The sequence below is a fragment of the Enterococcus sp. DIV0755b genome, assembly GCF_051713765.1.
GTDB lineage: Bacteria > Bacillota > Bacilli > Lactobacillales > Enterococcaceae > Enterococcus_C > Enterococcus_C canintestini.
Genome location: NZ_JBIOQN010000001.1, coordinates 396,328 through 417,938, shown reverse-complemented (window position 1 = coordinate 417,938; position 21,611 = coordinate 396,328). Strand labels below are relative to the sequence as shown.

Here is a 21,611-nt window from a genome sequence, read left to right as displayed (position 1 = left end):
AGGAGGGAATTTCATTGGCACAAGCTCAATATAGCGGCACAGGCCGTCGTAAAAATGCAGTAGCTCGCGTACGTTTGGTACCAGGTACTGGTAAAATTACTATCAACAAAAAAGACATTGAAGAATATATCCCACATGCTGATTTACGTTTAGTTATCAACCAACCATTTGGCGTAACAGAAACAACTGGCGCTTACGATGTAATGGTAAACGTAAACGGTGGGGGCTATGCTGGACAAGCTGGCGCAATCCGCCACGGCATTTCACGTGCATTATTAGAAGTTGATCCTGACTTCCGTCTTGCATTAAAACGTGCTGGTTTATTAACACGTGACGCTCGTATGGTTGAACGTAAAAAACCAGGTCTCAAAAAGGCTCGTAAAGCATCTCAATTCTCTAAACGTTAATATTATTTATATATCAATGTTTCAAGGCACTTTTCAATTGTTTGAAAAGTGTCTTTTTCTTGTTTAAGAACACATTTAAGAACACATACTAATCACATTTATTCAATCCTCTCTGAAAGGCTTCAAAAACAGTTTTATCTACTACATCTGGTGTATTTACGTATATTCTCGTTGTAGAAATATCTGAGTGTGTTAAAGCACTAGATATTTGATTCATATTTGCTCCACCTTGTCTAGCTATAGTTGCATAAGTATGACGAAGCTTATGTGGAGATAAATGAGCCAATTCGGGATGTCGTCTTTTAATTGAATTGATTCTATAGTTTAGGTAATCAGCGTGAACAGGACAATTTACTTCTCCGGATGGTTTAGTATAGGTAAAGAGATACTGATCTGATGTTTGTTTAATTTTTAATCTCAACAACTGCTCAGCTTGCATTGACTTCCATTTGCTTAGTAATGTCATTACAACTTCTGGAACTTGAATTACGGTATCCTTTCGCCCTTTTGTAAATTTCTTTCTTTGATATTTATCTAAAGCGTGTTTAAGTCGAACCGTTTGCTTCTCAAAGTCAATATATTTCCATTGCAAAGCATAAGTTTCACTTTTTCTATCACCAAGATATAGAGTAAGCATGAAAAGTGTGTAATCATGAAGAGTAAGTAAACGATTATTGAAATCATTATTTACTGCTTCTATCCAAGTAGTAAGTTCCTCTGATGATAATGCTTGATTTCCTTCCTGTATTCTTTTTTCTTCTAAAGCAATTTTCTTAGGTGAAGTGATACTCTGAATAATTTTGGTAGTTCGATTAAATTCGATATAGTTTAGTATTTCGGCAATATCAAACATGGAACGAACATAACCTTTGATAATTTTTATATTTGCGTATTCTTTGGATTTCTTGGTTAATTCATCCGATATTATCTCTGTATTGGTGTTGAGATAATTCATTGCATATTCACCAAACATAGGTAAGATGTGTAACCGAAATATATCCTTGGTATTACTAATTGTTACATCACTAGGAGCTCTGTTTGATCTAGTCGTTTGACCTAGTTCATATCTAGGAAGCCATTTAGACTCGTAAAAATCCTTAAATCTTATTTTTCCTTTTAATTCTAATGAGTTTGCATTCTCCTCTCTTAAGACTTTTTCTATTTTCTTTTTCATATCGTTTTCGGCTTTAATAGCCAGATGCCTAGTTGGAAATGTTTTTTGATACTTTTCTGATGTAATTCCTGTTATTTCTCTGAATCTTTTTGGATACCTCAGATTAGTTTTATATTTTCCGTTTGAAAGTTTTGTAGGCAAACTCCTCACTCCTTAAAAAAAGTAAGGCAGTATATTTCGCTATTTTTAGTATATGCAGCGAGAAGAAAATTTCAAATTGTTTTAAATGTATTCATGAAGTCTGTGATATCTTCTATGTCAAAACGGACTACACCATCAATTCTTATTACTGGAAAATTGTATATACGAATCCATTTATCTAAAGTATTATTATCAACTCCTAGAAATTCACAGGTTTGTTTTTTATTCAAGTAGACTTTCGACTTTATAAAATCATCTCCTAAAATAATGATTTAAAATTTTTGAATTGCTTTGGGTAAGCGCATAGGAATTTCACCTCCCGCCAGTTTATGGCGAGCCTTACGGAAGTATCATTATATACTGCTATCGTCATGGCGTTTTGTTGTCCCAAAACAAAAAGAATCACTAAGTATTTATCGCTAATTAGGTCATGGCGTACTTGAGTTTCTAGCTCGAATAGCAGGGAACGTTGTTCAAAAATTGTATTTAGTTATCAATGATCAAACTAGGATTTTTATCCCAGTCGTTATTAACAACGTTTAACTGTATAAAAAGGAAACATTTAAACAGAAAAAAATGAAGAATTATTTTTAAAGTTCAATTTAACAAAAAAATATTCCGTGTTCGAGAAATAAATTTAAGAAAATTAGAAGATAAAAAAGGGGAAAGCAAAATGTTTCCCCCTTAGTTGAGTTATTCTTTGATTTCGAATTTCGAGATAGCTAGATATATTGCAAGCATACATTCTTGATAACAATCTTGATCATATTTTCCAGTTCTCCAGGATTGCTTATGGACCAAAGCGCTAAATCTTTTGAGAACGGCCACAACTGCTTCTTCATTTCCATTCTTTGCTAAAATGAAATCTTCTTTTAAAGTATTCATAAATTTACCTTCTTCCCATGAACTTATAATCTATTTATTTTTTTGGGAAGGAGGAGGACGAGCAAAGAAGCATACAAAATTAGTTATTATGCAGATATTAAACCAGCATTTTTTGAATTTTTTTGTAAAGTCGATGTTTTAAATTTGTCGCACCCTGTCTTGTAATACCCAGAACCTTTCCAATTTCTTTATCAGTTTTATTAAAGATAAATTTTTCGATAAGAAAAATTTGTTCAGGTTCTTTCAACAAAGGAAGGATTTTTGCTAATTTTATATCTTCAACAAGGAGAGTCACATTTAAAACATTAATCGGCTGTTTAAATTTTATAGTATCTTTAGTAAACAAATATGGTGGGAGTTGATCAAGTTGTTCATATTTTTGAATTTCTTCTTGTTTTTTATAATAAGTATTAGCGGTGTTCAAAATGACCTTTTCAAAGAATCGAATCAACTGGGCATTTACGCGTTCGTCGTTATCTGACATATTGCACACCTCCTCCATTAAGATTTAAAGGGAAAAGAGGCAAAAAACACGAAAAGAAGCTAATGCAATTATGCTGCGCTGCGAATAACTTCTATAAGCTCACATGCATTGATAGGACTGCTGATGTTTATTTTCAAAAATGTTTTTTTAGTTGATAATGGATAGTTATCTTTATACTTAGAAAAGAAAATTCATATATCTTCTTAAATATCAAACATGTCCTTATGGCTAAGAAAATGTCTTGAGCTTTTTACGTATAATAAATCTTTTCTAAAACCTCCTTTTGGATAATATTCTTATTCGTGTATAGATTGTATTTTTTATTTCTTCCCCCTTCATAATTAACAACTAGAAAAGAGTTCGAATAGACACGTATTTGAACGAAAATTTTTATTGGATTCCCAAATTGGAATATTTAGAAACGAAAAATTCCTATTATCTGTATAGTGCTTAGATAATAACGGATCATAATAATTATTGTCTTTGAACTAGATATATGTAAATAGTATTCATCATGATGAAAAATGATGAGTTCTCGGTGATAAAATGTACTTTTTACGGTGGAATATACATGAAAGCGATAAGTGGATATTTTATAATGAAGTAAGTTAGCTTATTTTGACAGAGGAATAGTATTTTAGATAACGTATAAAATACTATTTAATGATGTAGAAAGGAAAGAGAGAAACAAAAGTGTTTTCAGATAAAGAAGTCTTATTAAAGTCTCTTCATGTTTGTTTAAAGTTACCTATCGTGGTTTTTAATTCCGAATTCAGTATTATAAAAGAGTATCGCTCAGATAGAACTACTTATTTTTTTTATGATTATAAAAAGTTACTAACTGATAATATTAAAAAAACTAAAGATTTCCATTTCTTTACTGGTGATTTTAATGAGATGTTTCTTCTATACATGTTTAAAACCAGATATTACTTATTTGGTCCATTTAGAGCAAATAATATTGATAAAGTTTTTTTTAAACTAAAAATGAACAATTTGAATGTTGCAATGGCTGATAGAGAACGACTCTATAATTCATTGCAAAATTTGACTTTGTATTCTTTAGGAGACATTCGAGATATTCTGATTTTAGTTCATTATTTTTTTACTGGAAAAATAGAAGATCTATTCCATGAACCGTTAATTGAATATACAGAAAATCTAAGTAAAACTATCGAGCAAATCAAAATAGATAATCTGTTATCACAAAATTACGATCCAGAAATATATCTGTTTCTTTATGAAAATAAAATACTGGAATATGTTAAAAATGGAGATATTCGAAATTTAGAAAACATGGTTTTTAATCTGAGTAATGGAATAATTCCAAGTGTTAGTGGAGATACGATTCGGTCTGAAAAAAATTATTCTATCATTGTTTTTGAAAAGTTAGCACAAACGTCTATAACATTAGGAATGGATATAATAGAAGCGTATCAAAGTAGAGATGCTTTGATACAAGAAAACGAATTAGCTGTATCGTTACCTGAGGTCTTAAAAGTGAGGGATTCTGGGATTGTTTATTATACTAAGGAAATCGGAAAAACTAAGATAGAGCATCTTTCTCCCTTAATTTCTTCTGTCGTTCAATTCATCGGCTTAAATATCTATAAAAGAATTACTGTAAAGGAAATAGCTAATTATTTTTCTGTAAGTGAAACTAAATTAAGAGAAAGCTTTAAGAATGAAATGCATATTACGATTTATAATTATATCTCTAAGCGAAAAATTTCTACGGCTAAAATAATGTTGAAATCAAACCATACTATCAGTGAAGTTTCTTTAGGTTTAGGATTTTCAGATTCTTCACACTTTTCGAGAGTATTCAAAAAGTACGCAGGTGTATCTCCTAAGCAATATCAATTAGGTTTAGTGGACAATTTCAACAACATTAGCTGAGAGGTTTTATTTTATTATGAGACTATATCATTTACGTAGTTTGGAGGAGTTGAGGAAATTGGATTTTAACAAAAAATTTTTTTGGGAAATTTCTGATTTGAGTTGTTTCGTAGAATCTGAGCGTCTAAGTAATGGTAATAATAGTGTGTTAAATGAATATGACAAAGTAGTAATTAATAAAGTAAAAAGTTTATGTGAAGAAGCTAGAGAATCTATCAGTCATATTAATGGTAGCAATTTTAAACAAACATTATTTAATCTGATTAAGCTAGATGCTAAAATATCAAGTTATTTATTCTTTTTGATACATGATGAATTTATGGATTATCAAAAATTGGATCAGTTAATTGAAAGAGAAAGCTGGGAAGATTATTACGTGGGTCTAACTTTTTCAGAAAAGTTAAACAACTACAAGTTAATAGATTATAAGTATTTGAGTGAAAGCAATTAATTATTCATGTAGAGTACTAGACACTTTAAATATGGACAATTCAATTATAAAGAAAAAGAATCAATAATTTAATGAGGCTGTGACAAATGTCATTTTTTGTTTCGCTAAAAACGAGTGAAAAAATGTTGATAACTCCAATCATTCGTTTAAGATTCTAGGAATCATTCAGAAATGCTGTGAAACCGATACTTTATAATTATAAAGAAGGTGATTTCAAATTCCGAAGAAGGAATTTGAAGTCACCTTTTTACTTATGTCACAGTCTCATTCAGTAATGCGGGATAAGGCTCCTTATTCCGTTATTTGAATACTCTGAAGTTTAATCTAAGAAAGGGTAATATTTTGAAAACATGCTTCATCGCATAGAAATGAACTTAATTTCAGAAAGAATACATACATATCTTTTTATATGTTTTCAGCTGCTGAATGGTTAAAAAGCACAAATATCCGAAAAAAACATGAAGAAATGTACTTTTTTGTTGTAATGTTCATGAAATTCTCTAAGTAAATTAGTTAACATAAGGTTAGTAAGATTCCTATTCTGTGAATAATACGTATCAGATTTATCTTTTATTCTTACTAGGAAAGTAATTATTAAGGGAGTTGATTTGAATAATGGTTAGCAAGAATAATAAGAGAGTATTTCTAGAAAAAACAAAGAAACGAGTATTGAAGTACAGTATCAAAAAATTAAGTGTTGGGGTTGCATCTGTTTTGATTGGTGTTGGTCTTGTCTTGGGAACAACTGAACTAGTTCAAGCACAAGATGAAATTTCTCCAAGCAGCCCACTTGAAACAGCGATAAGCTCCGTACAAGTAGGTGACAAAGTAGCTTCGGGGAATACTTTTCAGGAGAATCCTGGTTATACGAAAAATTATAACTTTTCGGATTTACAATTTAGTCCTCAAGAACTAACTGGAGACACACTAAAAGGCAATACAATTGGATTTGAAGTTTACGGAAAACATAATATTGCAGCATCAACTAAAAACTGGGAAATCCGTCTTCAATTAGATGAACGATTAGCTAAATATGTAGAAAAAATTCAGGTCGATCCAAAGAAAGGAATTGGATCTTCTAGACGGACCTTTGTAAGAATTAATGATTCGCTGGGTAGACCTACAAATATTTGGAAGGTCAATTATATTCGTGCAAGTGATGGATTATTTGCTGGGGCAGAAACAACCGATACGCAAACCGCTCCTAATGGGGTAATTACGTTTGAAAAGAGCCTAGATGAAATTTTTAAAGAGATAGGCATAGACAATCTCAAGACCGATCGTTTAATGTATCGAATCTACTTGGTAAGTCATCAAGACGATGATAAAATTGTACCGGGTATTGATAGTACGGGCTACTTTTTAACAGATTCAGATGATTTCTATAATAGCTTAGATGTATCTGAAAATAATCCTGACCAGTTTAAACATGGATCAGTAAGTGCAAAATATGAGAAACCTAATACTCAAACAAAAGATGGTTCAGGATCCACAGGTGCTAATGGAGCTATAATCTTAGATCATAAGTTAACGAAAAATTATAATTTCTCATATTCATCTTCCGCAAAGGGCACGCCTTGGTATGCTAATTACAAAATTGATGAACGATTAGTTCCATATGTAGCGGGTATACAGATGCACATGGTTCAGGCTGACAAAGTAACATATGATGTTTCGTTTGAATCCGGAACAAAAGTAGCTGATTTAGCAATCGAGCGACGGGAAGGTCATGAAAATTATGGCATAGGTTCAATAACTAATAATGATTTAACTAAACTTATCGATTTTGCTAATGCAAGTCCACGTCCAGTCGTTATTCGATATGTTTTACAATTGACTAAGCCATTAGATGAAATCTTAGAAGATATGAAAGCAACAGCACAAGTTGAAGAAAATAAACCATTTGGTGAAGATTTCATCTTTGATTCTTGGTTGTCGGATACGAATAAAAAATTAATCCAGAACACTTATGGAACAGGTTATTATTATTTGCAAGATATTGATGGTGATGGAAACCCTGACGATAAAGAAGAGAGCGGAGACACGAATCCATATATCGGGAAACCTGAATTAGAAGAAGTATATGATGTTGACACAACAGTTAAGGGGAAAGTATTCATCCACGAGTTAGCGGGAACAGGTCACAAAGCCCAACTTGTTGATAAAGAAGGTACTGTATTAGCAGAAAAAACTATCGCTCCAAATGAAAAAGATGGGGCTCCAATTTCAGATACTGTAGAATTTGAATTTACGGGTGTAGATTCAAGTAAATTAATCGCGAAAGATGAATTAAAAATCCAAATCGTTTCTCCAGGTTTTGATAAACCAGAAGAAGGTTCAACCGTTATTAAGGAATCACCAAAAGCGGTTGATAAACAAACCGTGGTAGTTGGATTTAAACCAGATGCTAAAGAATCAATTCGGAATAATAAAAACTTACCTGAAGATGCAGAGTATTCATGGAAAACAGAGCCTGATACTTCTAACGTTACTGATAGTACGAAAGGTATTGTAACTGTTAAGATCGGAAATCGAACTTTCGACGTGGATGTAGAGTTTGCTGTAAAAGCTTCTCAAGCTATGGAAAATGATGCAACATACGTACCTATAACAACAACTCCAGAAACGACAGTTCAAAGTGGAAAACCTACATTTGATAAACCAGATGTTCCTTTAGCTAAAGATGCCTTTTCAATTTCAGATGTCTATAATAAGGACTTCGGTAATGCAAGTGTTGATGCAAACACTGGTATTGTTACATTCACTCCAGCTAAAGGTGTAGGAGAATCGGAGCCGATTACTGGAACAATTCCTATTAAAATTGTTTACCAAGATGGTTCTGTAGGCACGACCGATTTAGCAGTAACTGTAAGTAAAGATATTTATGAAAATCCAGGAGAAAACATTCCTACAGGCTACCACAAAGTAACCTTCACCGCAGGGGAAGGAACAAGTATTGAAAGTGGAACAACAGTCTTTGCAGTGAAAGACGGCGTAAGCTTGCCAGAAGATAAACTTCCAGTGTTGAAAGCAAAAGATGGTTATACAGATGCGAAATGGCCAGAAGAAGCAACTCAACCAATTACAGCAGATGATACAGAATTCGTATCAAGTGCAACAAAACTGGATGATATCATTGAAAATCCAGGAGAAAACATTCCTGCAGGCTACCACAAAGTGACCTTCACCGCAGGGGAAGGAACAAGTATTGAAAGTGGAACAACAGTCTTTGCAGTGAAAGACGGCGTAAGCTTGCCAGAAGATAAACTTCCAGTGTTGAAAGCAAAAGATGGTTATACAGATGCGAAATGGCCAGAAGAAGCAACTCAACCAATTACAGCAGATGATACAGAATTCGTATCAAGTGCAACAAAACTGGATGATATCATTGAAAATCCAGGAGAAAACATTCCTGCAGGCTACCACAAAGTGACCTTCACCGCAGGGGAAGGAACAAGTATTGAAAGTGGAACAACAGTCTTTGCAGTGAAAGACGGCGTAAGCTTGCCAGAAGATAAACTTCCAGTGTTGAAAGCAAAAGATGGTTATACAGATGCGAAATGGCCAGAAGAAGCAACTCAACCAATTACAGCAGATGATACAGAATTCGTATCAAGTGCAACAAAACTGGATGATATCATTGAAAATCCAGGAGAAAACATTCCTGCAGGCTACCACAAAGTAACCTTCACCGCAGGGGAAGGAACAAGTATTGAAAGTGGAACAACAGTCTTTGCAGTGAAAGACGGCGTAAGCTTACCAGAAGATAAACTTCCAGTGTTGAAAGCAAAAGATGGTTATACAGATGCGAAATGGCCAGAAGAAGCAACTCAACCAATTACAGCAGATGATACAGAATTCGTATCAAGTGCAACAAAACTGGATGAGAAATCTGACGCTGACAAATATAATCCTGAAGGTCAAAAAGTGACTACAGAATTGAATAAGGAACCAGACGCATCTGAGGGAATTAAGAACAAAGAAGATTTACCAAAAGATACTAAGTATACTTGGAAAGAAAAAGTAGATGTTAGCGTAGCTGGAAATAAAAAAGGGACTGTTGTAGTGACATACCCAGATGGATCATCTGATGAAGTTGAAGTAGATGTTACAGTGACAGACAATCGTTCTGACGCCGATAAATATGAGCCAACAGTAGAAGGCGAAAAAGTAGAAGTTGGAGGCACAGTAGATCTAACAGATAATGTAACCAACCTACCAACATTACCAGAAGGAACAACAGTAACAGATGTCACTCCTGGTGGTACGATTGATACCAACACACCAGGTAATTACGAAGGGGTTATCGAAGTAACGTATCCAGATGGTACGAAAGATACAGTGAAAGTTCCAGTAGAAGTGACAGACAATCGTTCCGATGCCGATAAATATGAGCCAACAGTAGAAGGCGAAAAAGTAGAAGTTGGAGGCACAGTAGATCTAACAGATAATGTAACCAACCTACCAACATTACCAGAAGGAACAACAGTAACAGATGTCACTCCTGGTGGTACGATTGATACCAACACACCAGGTAATTACGAAGGGGTTATCGAAGTAACGTATCCAGATGGTACGAAAGATACAGTGAAAGTTCCAGTAGAAGTGACAGACAATCGTTCCGATGCCGATAAATATGAGCCAACAGTAGAAGGCGAAAAAGTAGAAGTTGGAGGCACAGTAGATCTAACAGATAATGTAACCAACCTACCAACATTACCAGAAGGAACAACAGTAACAGATGTCACTCCTGGTGGTACGATTGATACCAACACACCAGGTAATTACGAAGGGGTTATCGAAGTAACGTATCCAGATGGTACGAAAGATACAGTGAAAGTTCCAGTAGAAGTGACAGACAATCGTTCCGATGCCGATAAATATACACCAATGGTAGAAGGTGAAAAAGTAGAAGTTGGTGGCACAGTAGATCTAACAGATAATGTAACCAACCTACCAACATTACCAGAAGGAACAACAGTAACAGATGTCACTCCTGGTGGTACGATTGATACCAACACACCAGGTAATTACGAAGGGGTTATCGAAGTAACGTATCCAGATGGTACGAAAGATACAGTGAAAGTTCCAGTAGAAGTGACAGACAATCGTTCCGATGCCGATAAATATGAGCCAACAGTAGAAGGCGAAAAAGTAGAAGTTGGAGGCACAGTAGATCTAACAGATAATGTAACCAACCTACCAACATTACCAGAAGGAACAACAGTAACAGATGTCACTCCTGGTGGTACGATTGATACCAACACACCAGGTAATTACGAAGGGGTTATCGAAGTAACGTATCCAGATGGTACGAAAGATACAGTGAAAGTTCCAGTAGAAGTGACAGACAATCGTTCCGATGCCGATAAATATACACCAATGGTAGAAGGTGAAAAAGTAGAAGTTGGTGGCACAGTAGATCTAACAGATAATGTAACCAACCTACCAACATTACCAGAAGGAACAACAGTAACAGATGTCACTCCTGGTGGTACGATTGATACCAACACACCAGGTAATTACGAAGGGGTTATCGAAGTAACGTATCCAGATGGTACGAAAGATACAGTGAAAGTTCCAGTAGAAGTGACAGACAATCGTTCTAATGCAGATAAATACAATCCTGAAGGACAAAAAGTGACTACAGACTTAAATAAAGAGCCAGATGCATCTGAGGGAATTAAGAACAAAGAAGATCTACCAAAAGGAACTACTTATACTTGGAAAGAAAAAGTAGATGTTAGTACAGCTGGAAACAAAAAAGGTACTGTAGTAGTAACATATCCAGATGGATCTAAAGAAGAAGTAGAAGTTACTATTTCTGTAGTAGATAAAAAAGCACCGAATAAACCTCAAGTTGATCCTATTACAGAGGGTGACCAAATTGTTACTGGTAAAACTGAACCAAATGCAGAGGTGACAGTTACATTACCAGACGGAAGTCAACACCATGGGACAGCTGATAAAAATGGTAATTTTACAGTTAAAGTTCCTAAATTAGAGGCAGGGACAAAAGTGATAGTAACTGCAACTGATGAATCTGGTAATACTAGTGAACCTACTAATGTAGTTGTTTCTTCCAACAAAAAAGACAGTGGAAAAAACGGTAGTAAAGGTAGTAAGACTGACAATCAAGGTAGCAATAGCAATCAAGACAAAAATAGAGGCAAAAGCCAGTCCTCAAAAGTTTTTCCTAAGACGGGAGAAATTGACAGTAATATCTTTACTATTAGCGGTGGTTTAATATTGTTAGGAACTTTAGGATTATTAGGGTATAAAAATCGAAAAAAAGAGAATGAATAGAAAATCAATTTCTTAAGTCTTCTCTGAGAAGAGGAAGAATCTTTTTCTTCCTCTTTTTGTTTTTTTATGATGAGAAATAAGTGTTAGTTAAAGATGAATATACTTTTTATAGATTATAGAAGAAAAAAGAAAGTGATTGAGTGGAAAAAATAGTAATTATTGGTTCAAACCATTCGGGGCTAGCCGCAGCTCAGTTCCTAAACTTAAGTGATTCAAATTATGAAGTTATTCTGATAGATAAAAAATCAGAAATTAGTTACTTAGAATGTGGGACAGCGTTGTTCATAAAAAGAGAAGTTAGCAATTTAGAAGATCTTTTTTATCAAAATAGAAGAGAACTAAATTCTAAGATAAAAAAGTTGTTTTTGGAGACAGCAGTTGACAAAATTGATATTCAAAATAAAAAGATTATTTGTGTAAAAAAAGATGGCACAAGATTTTCCCAAGAATATGACAAACTTATACTAGCTACAGGTTCAAAGCAAATTATGTTAGATGTACCGGGGAATAATTTAGCTAATATTTTTTCGATAAAGAATTTTCCAAATGCTAAAGAGATTTTTAAAGCTTTAGATGATAATACTATTAAAAAAGTAGGAATTATTGGAGCAGGATATATTGGAGTTGAAATTGCTGAAGCTATAAGAAAAAGAGGGAAAGAAGTATATCTTTTCGATGTTGCAGATAGAGTGTTGTCGACTTATTACGACCGTAGTTTTTCAGATAAAGTTGAAGAAATACTATCAAAAAATGGAATACATCTTTGTCTGTCAGAAAGTCCTAAAAAATATTTAGGAAGAAAAAAGATTGAAAAAATAGTCACTACAAGTGGTACCCAATACTCTATGGATATGGTCGTACAAGCTATAGGATTTCTATCTAATAGTCCAATTGGGAAAAAGGAACTCTTGAGAGATGTTAGTGGAGCATATCTAACTAATGAATACCAGCAAACAAATATAAAAGATATATATGCTATTGGGGATTGTGCTACAACTTTTTTTACGTCCATTAATAGAAGTAGTGTTGATTTTTCTATTTCTAATGCTCTAAGAACAGCTTATATTGCAACTCAACATATTAACAATCAAGATTTTACACCTTCTGGTTCCCAATTTACAAATGGCTTTTCTATATTTAATTACAATTTTTACGCAGCAGGTTTGAATTTAAAAACAGCACGATTATTAAGTGAGTCTATAGATTATATAGAAATAGAAGATTTCATTAGACCTGTTTTTTTGAGAAAAAATAGTCGTGTAAAATTAAGAATTAGCTTTGAAAAAAATACAAAGAGAATAGTAGGTGTACAACTTTGTAGTCAAGAAGATTTATCTGGACTATTATCAATGTTTTCTCTTGCTATAGAAGAACAAATTACATTAGACAAATTGAAAATGTTAGATTATTTATTTCATCCTAGTTTTAGCCAACCCTATAATTTTATTTTAAAGGCAGTAACAGGATTAAACATTGAAACATAATCGTTACTAAATGAAATCAAGAAATATACTGTATTACTCAATTCATTGAAAATATTTAATTGAAATTATATGGCACTTCTTTTTTGGGAGGGTAGGTGCAGTGAAGGAAAGATATGGTCACCTTACTGTTGTTGAGGAGATTACTCATAATGGATATAAAAAATATCGTTGCCTATGTGACTGTGGGAATGAAACGATTGTATATCGATCAAACTTACTGTCAGGTAGAACCAAAAGTTGTGGATGTGGAAATTATAAAAATAGGCATAAATATAAAAATTTGACAAATAAAACTTTTGGTAAGTTAGTTGCAATCAAGCCAACTAAACTGCGAAGTGAAGGAACTGTTGTTTGGGAATGTCAATGTCTGTGTGGGAGAAAAAAGTTAGTATCGGCAAAGCGACTTCTAAAAGGTGATGTAAAAAGCTGTGGATGTTTGAAATCAAAAAAGCATCACATTGAAAATAAAAAATTCGGATTACTTACTGCAAAGTATCCTTTGGACAATAACTGTTCATGGAAAACAAAATGGGTTTGTCAATGTGAGTGTGGCAGTATGTGTGAGATAAGTTATAGTAACTTATTTTTTGGACATACTCAAAGTTGTGGATGTTTAAAAAGGCAAGAAACAAGGACATGTGTTGAAGGGACAGTAATAGAGTGTCTAACGTCAAAATTACCGAAAAATAATACAAGTGGTGTTAAGGGAGTTTATCGTTCTAAAGAGAAATGGATTGCGTATATAACTTTAAAAAAAAAGAGGTACTATCTAGGATCGTATGATTCTATTAAGAGTGCAGCTCAAGCTAGAAAAGATGCTGAAAATAAATTGTTTCAACCTTTGATTGACAAATATCGAGGTAATCATTAATTATTGTGGATAATAATTAACAGTGATATATAAACATCTATAATATATTATTCATACTATTGACATTTAGTATAATCCTATGGAATTGAATATCATAGCAATGTATTTGAAAAGCAAATTGGAAAACAAATAGGAGCAACACTATAAATATGAAAAAATTGGGAAAAAGTAGAATGGAAATTTGCTTACGTCTCACGAGATAGCTCACACTATTAATCTGAAGAACAATGAAGTCGACTTTTAGAAATTGCTAGAAGAAAGTGAAGCGAATTATCATTAGTTACTATAGAGTAAGTTCAAATAAAGCATCTCAAACTTACATGGTTACATGAGGATATCAAATCGAAATTACTCAAGCTTCCTATGGCTAGAGTCGCGAGAAGTTGTTGGACAGTAGACATATGTTATATTGTTCTTAGCTACACGATCATTAGAAAGGAAATCCTATTATGCATAGTTATCAAGAAGATGCAAAAGTCCAAAAAAATCGCTGGTGGATTTTGATTGCTATATCTATGTTTACCTTCATGTCTACGCTGGACGGCAGTATTGTCAACATTGCACTGCCTACCATCTCAAATGACATGGGCGTGCCAATGAATCAAGCGGAATGGGTGGTATCCGTCTACCTGATGATCGTCTGTTGTTGTTTACTGCTGTTTGGTAAAATTGGCGATAGCCGTGGGAAAATCAAAGTATTTCGGATCGGTACGCTGATCTTTGTCTTGGGCTCGCTGTTGTGTGGGTTCAATCATTCGCTGGGGTTTTTATTGTTCGCCCGGGTGGTGCAGGCCATCGGTGCGTTTGTTTCATTAGGCTCGATTGCCGGACCAGGTCTTGGCGGTGTGATTTTGTCCCAATTTTCTTGGGCGTACATTTTTTGGATCAATGTACCAGTGGGAATTATAACGATGTTGATTGCTGAAAAATTCTTACCAAAAGATATCACCATGAGCGGCCACGCAATCGACAGAGGGGGCTTTGCTGCCATTGTGGCTACGATTATCAGCTTTTTCGGAGCAATCTTTTTGGGGCAAGAAAGTGGCTTTTTCCATCCAGTCCCCCTTGTACTGTTCGCAATCTCAGTGATTGCCTTTATCAGCTTTTTAAAAGTTGAAAAAAAAAGCAGCCTTTCCATTGGTTTCTTTCGGTATTTTTAAGAACAAGATTTTTACCATGAGCTTGATTACAGCCTTGTTGATTTTTTCTTCCAACTTCTTTGTCAATGTAGTGATTCCGTTTTATCTGCAAAATGCCCGCGGGTTGAGTCCTAGCTATGCCGGACTGTTGATGATGGTCTTTCCTTTGATGATGGTCGTTGGGGCGCCTTTAAGCGGCTACCTGACCGACCGGGTTGGCCCGGAGATTTTGGTATTAGTAGGCTTGGGCTTATTGTCAGTGACCCAGGTTATGTATATGTTTTTGTCAGTGGACTCTCCTTTGTGGCTGTACATTGTCGCTACTGCTATCATGGGTGCCGGCAATGCCTTGTTCCAGTCCCCCAATAATACGATGGTTATGAGCTCGGTCACTATCGAAAATTTGGGACTGGCAGGCTCCATGAATTCCTTTGCCCGAAATTTGGGGATGGTTATCGGGATTTCGCTTTCTACGACGGTCTTATATCAAGCGATGTCTGCTAAGATGGGCCAACGAGTAACTAACTATATCGCAGATCGGCCGGATGTCTTTTTATATGGAATGAAGATTACCTTTTTAGGCAGCTTTGTATTGTGTTTTGTTGCCTTTTTCCTGACTATCTGGCGTATCAAAAAACAAGGAGGTATTCAGAATCAGAAAAATGTCTGAAAAAACCACTGTTGAAGAATTTTTGGAGGCCTGCGTATGGGTGAGTGGGATTTCCATGGATGATGGAAGATGAAGTGAACTTCTAAAAGCCGAAAAACTCAAGTATTATCTTCAAAATACTAGTGCTCAATTAGATGATTGATTTGATTACAAGAAAATTGCGAAAGCCACTGGCAACCGCAAGCTAGGTATCCCACCCATGGACTACGTTTTAGAGGCTACTGGTTATGAATACGGACCCAACGCTCTCATCTGCATAAGAATGCATCACCCAGATTATGTAAGGATTTTCGATACTTCTGTCAAAAAATCATTAAGATAGATAAATGATTTCCGTCTAGTCAAATTGGTTCAGAATGTAGACACACAGATGGTAAGAAGTCACTCACAATTCGAGAATGGACTTGTCCTATTTGCCGTATACATCATAATCGAAACGTCAACGATAGTATCAATATTTTGACCAAGGGCTATGAATACAAGCATTGCCTTAGAAAACATCAAGAACCTTAAGAACAACGGGGATAGCTTGGTTAATAAGAGATACCGCTGTTTATGCTTGCAAGTATACTCTTTTATCAAGAATTCCGTGGCTTTAGTCATGAGAGGCTTAATACTATGAAAATTTTCTTTAGCATTTTTGATTTAGGTTCCTTTTCTAATTATAATAAGATGACCACTACAGTAACCTACTGAAATATATAAACAGCCACTGTAGTACCATTTTCAAAGTAGTCTATGAGAGGAGAATCTTCATTCTTATGAACGCTGGAATTGCGGATATGAATTTAATAAAAAAAACCCTTAATGATTTTACTTCCAATTCAATATCAAAAGGTACTGGTATCAATTTAAGCACAATAAAAAAGCTGAAAAGTGGTGAAAGATCAGTGGAAAAGCTGAATCTTTTAGATGCTATAAAAATAACGGAATTTGCTATGAAAAATGGAAAAGCTGAGATTGAAATATGGAGATAATTATCGTCTAGTGAATTACTTGTCACTTAGCTGAATTTAACGATCCTTGGTGCTTGAAGTGGGAGATTCTTGGGAATAGAGCATACTTGCAAGCCTATGTCTCTATGTCTTTACTAACAACGATATCTCTTATTAACCAAGCTATCCCCGTAGTTCTAAGGTTTTTACTTTTATCTAAGCAATAATCGTATTCAAAGGAAATTTTTGACCCTTAGAAAGTCTCGTTTTATCAGACGTGAGCTTAGGCATTGCTGAATTTTGTTAATTCGGTTTTAGGTTGTGCTTTGAGCATAATATGAAAGTATTCTTTATCACGATTTCACTCATCTAAGGTAATGTGATGTGATTCTGAAATTCTTTCAAAGGCAGTTTTTGCATAAGCTGACATTACATCATCAATGACATGTTTACAATGTTTCACTACTAAAACAAGGGGGTAACAAAGAAGAAAAACTGAATGATTATTTGTATCTAATTCCATGGTATATCAACCATTTCCTATATAGACTGATTATGACATGGATTAAAATAAAAAGGCACTATGTCTTAATTGTCGGTTTTCGAGTTACCGAATGGCATTCATCACCCACCTATAGAGGATGGGCGACTTCTGCCTGAAATAAGTTAAACTACTTATAACTTCTAATAAATTTAGATTGAGTCATTATTATTTAACATCAATGATTTTCCAGTTTCCATTTTTTTGTAATACTAATTTGTACTGAAAGTAGCTAGTGGTTTTTGATACATTATCAAGGTATTTTATCTTTGTACTCACTAGAAAATTTTTTCCGTTTTGTAGATAAAGTGGATTCTCTAACTCCGAAAACTTTAAGTCAATATTGATTGGTCGCATCGCATCATTTTCAACATAATACTCCAATTCTTTTTCAGAAGCTGATGGATAAAGTTTAAAAAATGTTTCTAAAAAATCGGTGATTTCTTCCGTTGTTTTGGCATCAATTTCTGAATCGTTTTCTACTTGTCTTGCTTCATATTTTGCCTTGTCTGGCTTTCCAATCATTGTTGGCAAACTCGTTACTATATGATTCCTGTTTTCATCTTCAAAGATTGTCACTCGATATGCAGAAGAAATTGATTGTGTCTTTTTTCCCTCTGTAATCTGTTGCTCCACTAAAAATGAAACGACAAATTCTTCCGAGTGTTTTTCAACATCTAGAATTTTTACAGATTGAACTTCGGAACTCGTGGGAATATCTGCTCGAACCATATCTTGGCTTAAAGCGAGACCGTTTTCTGTAAGGTACTGTTCGAGATTACTCATTCTCTTTTCAATTGCTTCTTTGTTATTTTTCCATGAAAAATATTCTTTCGCAAAATCCTCTGTAAAACTTTCAACGCCAGAAGTATTCACTACCTTCTCTTTTATAACCACTTTTTCATGAGTTATATGTTGATCAATGGCGGTGAAATTTTTATAAACGCCAAAAGCAAGACTACAAGACAATAAAAGCCAAAGGGCAAGCACCATTTTTCGATGCTTACCCACGGATACAACTCGTTCTTTTTTCTTTTTTGGGCTCTTTTCCTTTTGATTCCGTTCAATTTTTATCTTCATTATTTTTCCTCTTTTCTCTTATTTGTATCTGCCAGCACCGATAAGATGCTGCTGCCAATAGCTTTCCGTTAGATTCGTCCAGCCTACTGGATCTCCTGCATGAAACATGCGATTCTCTCCTGCATAAATGCCCACATGAGTCACATAAGTACCGGCATCATAGGTTGAATGAAAGAAAATTAAATCACCCGGTTTGGCATCTTTTAAATCAATATGAGTCATAGCATCATACTGATCCTGAGCGACCCGAGGGAGTTTCAAACCAACTTTGGCATAACACCATTGGGTCAAACCACTACAATCAAAACCCGTTTCTGGACTTGAGCCACCAAATACATAGGCCGTTCCTTCATACTTAAAGGCCTCGTCAAAAATTTCTTGGACTGTTTTATCATCAAACTGTGTTGTAGTTAGGTATTGCTTCACCAATAAGCAATAAAACATATTGCCATAGTTATAGCGCCATCCACCATTTTCCTTAATCGCGATGGGATTAGGGTAATCGACTTTTTGACCGCCCGATTTTTCCTTTGAAAAAGATTCGGCTAAAACAAAACTATGCTTCTTCCCGTTTTTCGCGACATAATCTAGATACCCGCCACCATAGTTATAAGCTTGAATAATACTATCCTGATCGCATCCCAGTTCTTTGGAACGCTTAACCAAAGACGCAAAATAGAGACATCCTTGTTTGATGGATGCCTCGGTACTTAACGAATTTGGTGGTAAGCCTGCCGATTCAGAACTCTGCATGACATCTTCCATTGTGCCACCAGATTCCACTTGAATAATCGCTAAAAGAATCGGGACATATTCTGAGATGCTTGATTCCTTGGCATATTTTTCTACCATTGCACGATGTTTCAAAACTTCTTCTGAGACATTACTTCCCCCAAGAGAAGCACCTGAACTAATACTTCCTTCACTGTCTTCACCAAACAACAAGCCCACACATATCAAGATGCCCATAAAAGAGATTGTCAGAAAAGTTAACGAAATAACACCCAATTTCTTCAAGTTCATTTTTTCTCACCTGATCTTGATTTTGGACGAGGGGCCATTCTTCTTTGTACTTTTTGATTAGTTCGCTTGGACAGAGTAGACCGCTGTTTCACTTGTTGGAAAGAATTTTTCTTACTTGATGGTTGACTTATTCTTTTTGAAACACTTTCCTGACTAGCTAGTTTTCGTTTGATTTTAGGATTCGAATTTACTCTCACAATCCGTTTTGGAAGTTCATTTTTCGGTATCTTATCTTTCTGAGGTTGGTCTTCTTTTTTTATCGAAACATTAGACCTTCTTTTTCCATGACGATTCCCTATTTCGTTCAATACTTTGCGCTTTTCAGCCATTTTTTCATCTATACGTTGTCGTTGTTTTTCTCGCAACTCTCCTCGATCCGCTTTTTCTTGGACCAGTCCGCGTTTGAATTCTTCTGGTGCTTTTTTTGTTTTTTCGATTCCTTTATGGAGGTTGTATTTCAAGTTGGTCGGTGTGCTTCGCACTTGATCCTTTACTTGTTTGGTCTTATCTTTCACCAAAGCTTGGGTATCCAAAACTTTGCCGATTTTTCTCCCAGCTAAATTCATTCGAGACTGTTTCTTATTTTTTGAGATTGGATTTTCCTTATTCGAGTCAGGTGAAGCCTCGTTATTGTTAGGTAGCGATGGATTCTTTCGTGGAGAAAAACCAGAAGAATGCAATCTGGACTTTTGTTGATCCTTTGACAACTTATTTCCAACTACTGCACCTCCACCAAAGGCCAGAGTTCGACCCACATTTCGATTGAGTTGCCGTAATTTACGATTCATTAACATTTGCGGTCTTCGCATCACCCGTCTGCCCATTGACTGACTGTCATTACTTTGGAGGTTGAACATACTCATAATGTCACCCAATTTGAAATAGATACCGGCAAAGGTCACAATTTGTAGAAAAGCTACCATAAAGAAGGGATAGGTCGCCGAAATATTGTAAAACATCGTGGAGATACTAAAAGCAGTTGTAATCACCAAGGTAACTCCCGCTCGCATCATAATCGTATTGAATAAACGAATAATCGCCTTCTTTCCCAAACTCTCATAAGTAGGCAACATGGATAACAGAAAACTAATTGGCAGAAACATGGCGAAAATGATAAAGAGAATTTGGGAGAACAACATAATCCCCGTCAGTAAGAAGACAAAGAATGAGATACCAATATTAAACAACACCAAAAAGACCACGGTCCCTAGTCGGTTCATGGTCTTTGTAATACTTAGATTCGCGTTGTCATTGTCTTCAATTTCAGCTTTTACCGCTTCTTCTCGATCCTTTCCCTTATTTTCATCTGGACTCACAGATAAAATTTTATTGACCCGGTCTTCACCAATTTCTTCTATGTTGGAATCATCAAATTGCAACAAGAGCCAAGGTTGTCGGACTTGAATAGAAAACAAACTATCACGAATCAAATCCACACTGTCTTTTCCTTTGCTTTCCGAATTCGGCACAACGAGCTCTGTTCCGAGACTAAGAGCCGCTTCACTAACATCCGAACTAAAGTTATTGATTTTTGTGATATAGGTAGGCGCATACGCGATAAAGGAACCAGAGAGAAGGAAGATCGTTACAAAGTTAATGACAGCCCGGACTGCTTTGGTAGCTTCTCGCTTTAATAGTCCGATATACGCCACATAGACTCCTAGAGCTAAAATCATTAATAATAGAAATCCAAAATAGAAACCCGAGACCTGTAATCCATTTTCAGTAATACCGGCTAGCGTTTGGATATTTTTCCCAATACTTTCTGCCGTATCCGAAATAAAATCTAATTTGTACGCTTCTTGTACCACATACCCGATCGCATTTGATAAATACAAACTAACGGTCCAAATGAAATTTGTAATGGCGTAGAGACCGTACATCACACTCTTTCCTAACCCATCGCCCCAGTTCCAAGGCAGCCAGCCCCACGAACTATCTACAAAGAAATCCAATTGATAGTTATCAAGTGAATATTGAGAATAGAGATTGCCAGATTTAACGGTATCATCAACTAATCCAGTTGCTTCCGCTACTGTTCCAATCAGACTCAAAAGAAGTAAAATGGTGCAGAGACTAATTGCAATTATTCCCACAATCCGTAAAAGTTTCTTTTTCATC

At 35.1% G+C, this 21,611-nt stretch carries 13 protein-coding genes and 3 pseudogenes; 9 read left to right on the top strand and 7 right to left on the bottom strand.

The features are described 5' to 3' along the window. Nucleotides 1–14: 14 nt before the first annotated feature. Nucleotides 15–407 (top strand): 30S ribosomal protein S9, encoded by a 393-nt coding sequence (gene rpsI / locus IGI65_RS02150; RefSeq protein ID WP_071864159.1) that lies wholly within the window; start codon nt 15–17, stop codon nt 405–407. A gap of 88 nt (nt 408–495) precedes the next feature. Here rpsI and IGI65_RS02145 read toward each other — a convergent pair whose 3' ends face one another. The 3 genes from IGI65_RS02145 to IGI65_RS02135 form a co-directional block, all read right to left on the bottom strand. After that, nucleotides 496–1,722 (bottom strand): tyrosine-type recombinase/integrase, encoded by a 1,227-nt coding sequence (locus IGI65_RS02145; protein ID WP_438773094.1) that lies wholly within the window; start codon nt 1,720–1,722, stop codon nt 496–498. A 693-nt stretch (nt 1,723–2,415) separates the two neighbouring features. Next, the gene (locus tag IGI65_RS02140) at nt 2,416–2,607 is read right to left on the bottom strand and encodes a helix-turn-helix domain-containing protein (protein ID WP_070509330.1); all 192 of its coding nucleotides are present in this window, start codon (nt 2,605–2,607) and stop codon (nt 2,416–2,418) included. A 97-nt stretch (nt 2,608–2,704) separates the two neighbouring features. Beyond that, nucleotides 2,705–3,091: a sigma-70 family RNA polymerase sigma factor gene (locus IGI65_RS02135; RefSeq protein WP_438773093.1), complete on the bottom strand. Its 387-nt coding sequence runs from the start codon at nt 3,089–3,091 to the stop codon at nt 2,705–2,707. Nucleotides 3,092–3,784: 693 nt separating this feature from the next. On the opposite strand from IGI65_RS02135, the gene IGI65_RS02130 reads away from it, so the two are divergent. From IGI65_RS02130 to IGI65_RS02095, 8 genes and pseudogenes are all read left to right on the top strand, one after another. Further along, the gene (locus tag IGI65_RS02130) at nt 3,785–4,990 is read left to right on the top strand and encodes a YSIRK-targeted surface antigen transcriptional regulator (RefSeq protein ID WP_002297334.1); all 1,206 of its coding nucleotides are present in this window, start codon (nt 3,785–3,787) and stop codon (nt 4,988–4,990) included. Between the two features lie 16 nt (nt 4,991–5,006). Continuing rightward, on the top strand, nt 5,007–5,441 hold the full coding sequence (locus IGI65_RS02125) for a DUF7006 family protein (RefSeq protein WP_002332818.1): 435 nt from the start codon (nt 5,007–5,009) through the stop codon (nt 5,439–5,441). A 615-nt stretch (nt 5,442–6,056) separates the two neighbouring features. Continuing rightward, nucleotides 6,057–11,747, top strand: coding sequence for a Rib/alpha-like domain-containing protein (locus IGI65_RS02120; protein ID WP_438773092.1), 5,691 nt, complete (start codon nt 6,057–6,059; stop codon nt 11,745–11,747). Between the two features lie 140 nt (nt 11,748–11,887). Then, nucleotides 11,888–13,231 (top strand): NAD(P)/FAD-dependent oxidoreductase, encoded by a 1,344-nt coding sequence (locus IGI65_RS02115; RefSeq protein ID WP_137440413.1) that lies wholly within the window; start codon nt 11,888–11,890, stop codon nt 13,229–13,231. Nucleotides 13,232–13,331: 100 nt separating this feature from the next. Then, nucleotides 13,332–14,102 (top strand): AP2 domain-containing protein, encoded by a 771-nt coding sequence (locus IGI65_RS02110; protein WP_438773091.1) that lies wholly within the window; start codon nt 13,332–13,334, stop codon nt 14,100–14,102. A gap of 449 nt (nt 14,103–14,551) precedes the next feature. Further along, nucleotides 14,552–15,911, top strand: a pseudogene (locus IGI65_RS02105) (MFS transporter). Between the two features lie 294 nt (nt 15,912–16,205). Then, nucleotides 16,206–16,424: pseudogene (locus IGI65_RS02100) on the top strand (zinc ribbon domain-containing protein); the annotation flags it as partial. Between the two features lie 248 nt (nt 16,425–16,672). Next, on the top strand, nt 16,673–16,888 hold the full coding sequence (locus tag IGI65_RS02095) for a hypothetical protein (protein ID WP_002297343.1): 216 nt from the start codon (nt 16,673–16,675) through the stop codon (nt 16,886–16,888). A 194-nt stretch (nt 16,889–17,082) separates the two neighbouring features. Here IGI65_RS02095 and IGI65_RS02090 read toward each other — a convergent pair. From IGI65_RS02090 to IGI65_RS02075, 4 genes and pseudogenes are all read right to left on the bottom strand, one after another. Next, a pseudogene (locus IGI65_RS02090) lies at nt 17,083–17,369 on the bottom strand (transposase); the annotation flags it as partial. A gap of 186 nt (nt 17,370–17,555) precedes the next feature. Further along, a complete protein-coding gene (locus tag IGI65_RS02085) occupies nt 17,556–18,467 on the bottom strand; it encodes a conjugal transfer protein (protein ID WP_438773090.1) in 912 nt (303 codons plus the stop codon). Between the two features lie 18 nt (nt 18,468–18,485). After that, nucleotides 18,486–19,490, bottom strand: coding sequence for a bifunctional lytic transglycosylase/C40 family peptidase (locus IGI65_RS02080; protein ID WP_438773089.1), 1,005 nt, complete (start codon nt 19,488–19,490; stop codon nt 18,486–18,488). After that, entirely contained in the window at nt 19,487–21,610 is a 2,124-nt protein-coding gene (locus IGI65_RS02075; RefSeq protein WP_438773088.1) for a CD3337/EF1877 family mobilome membrane protein, read from the bottom strand. The genes IGI65_RS02080 and IGI65_RS02075 overlap by 4 nt, the downstream gene beginning before the upstream one ends. Nucleotide 21,611: the final 1 nt, after the last annotated feature.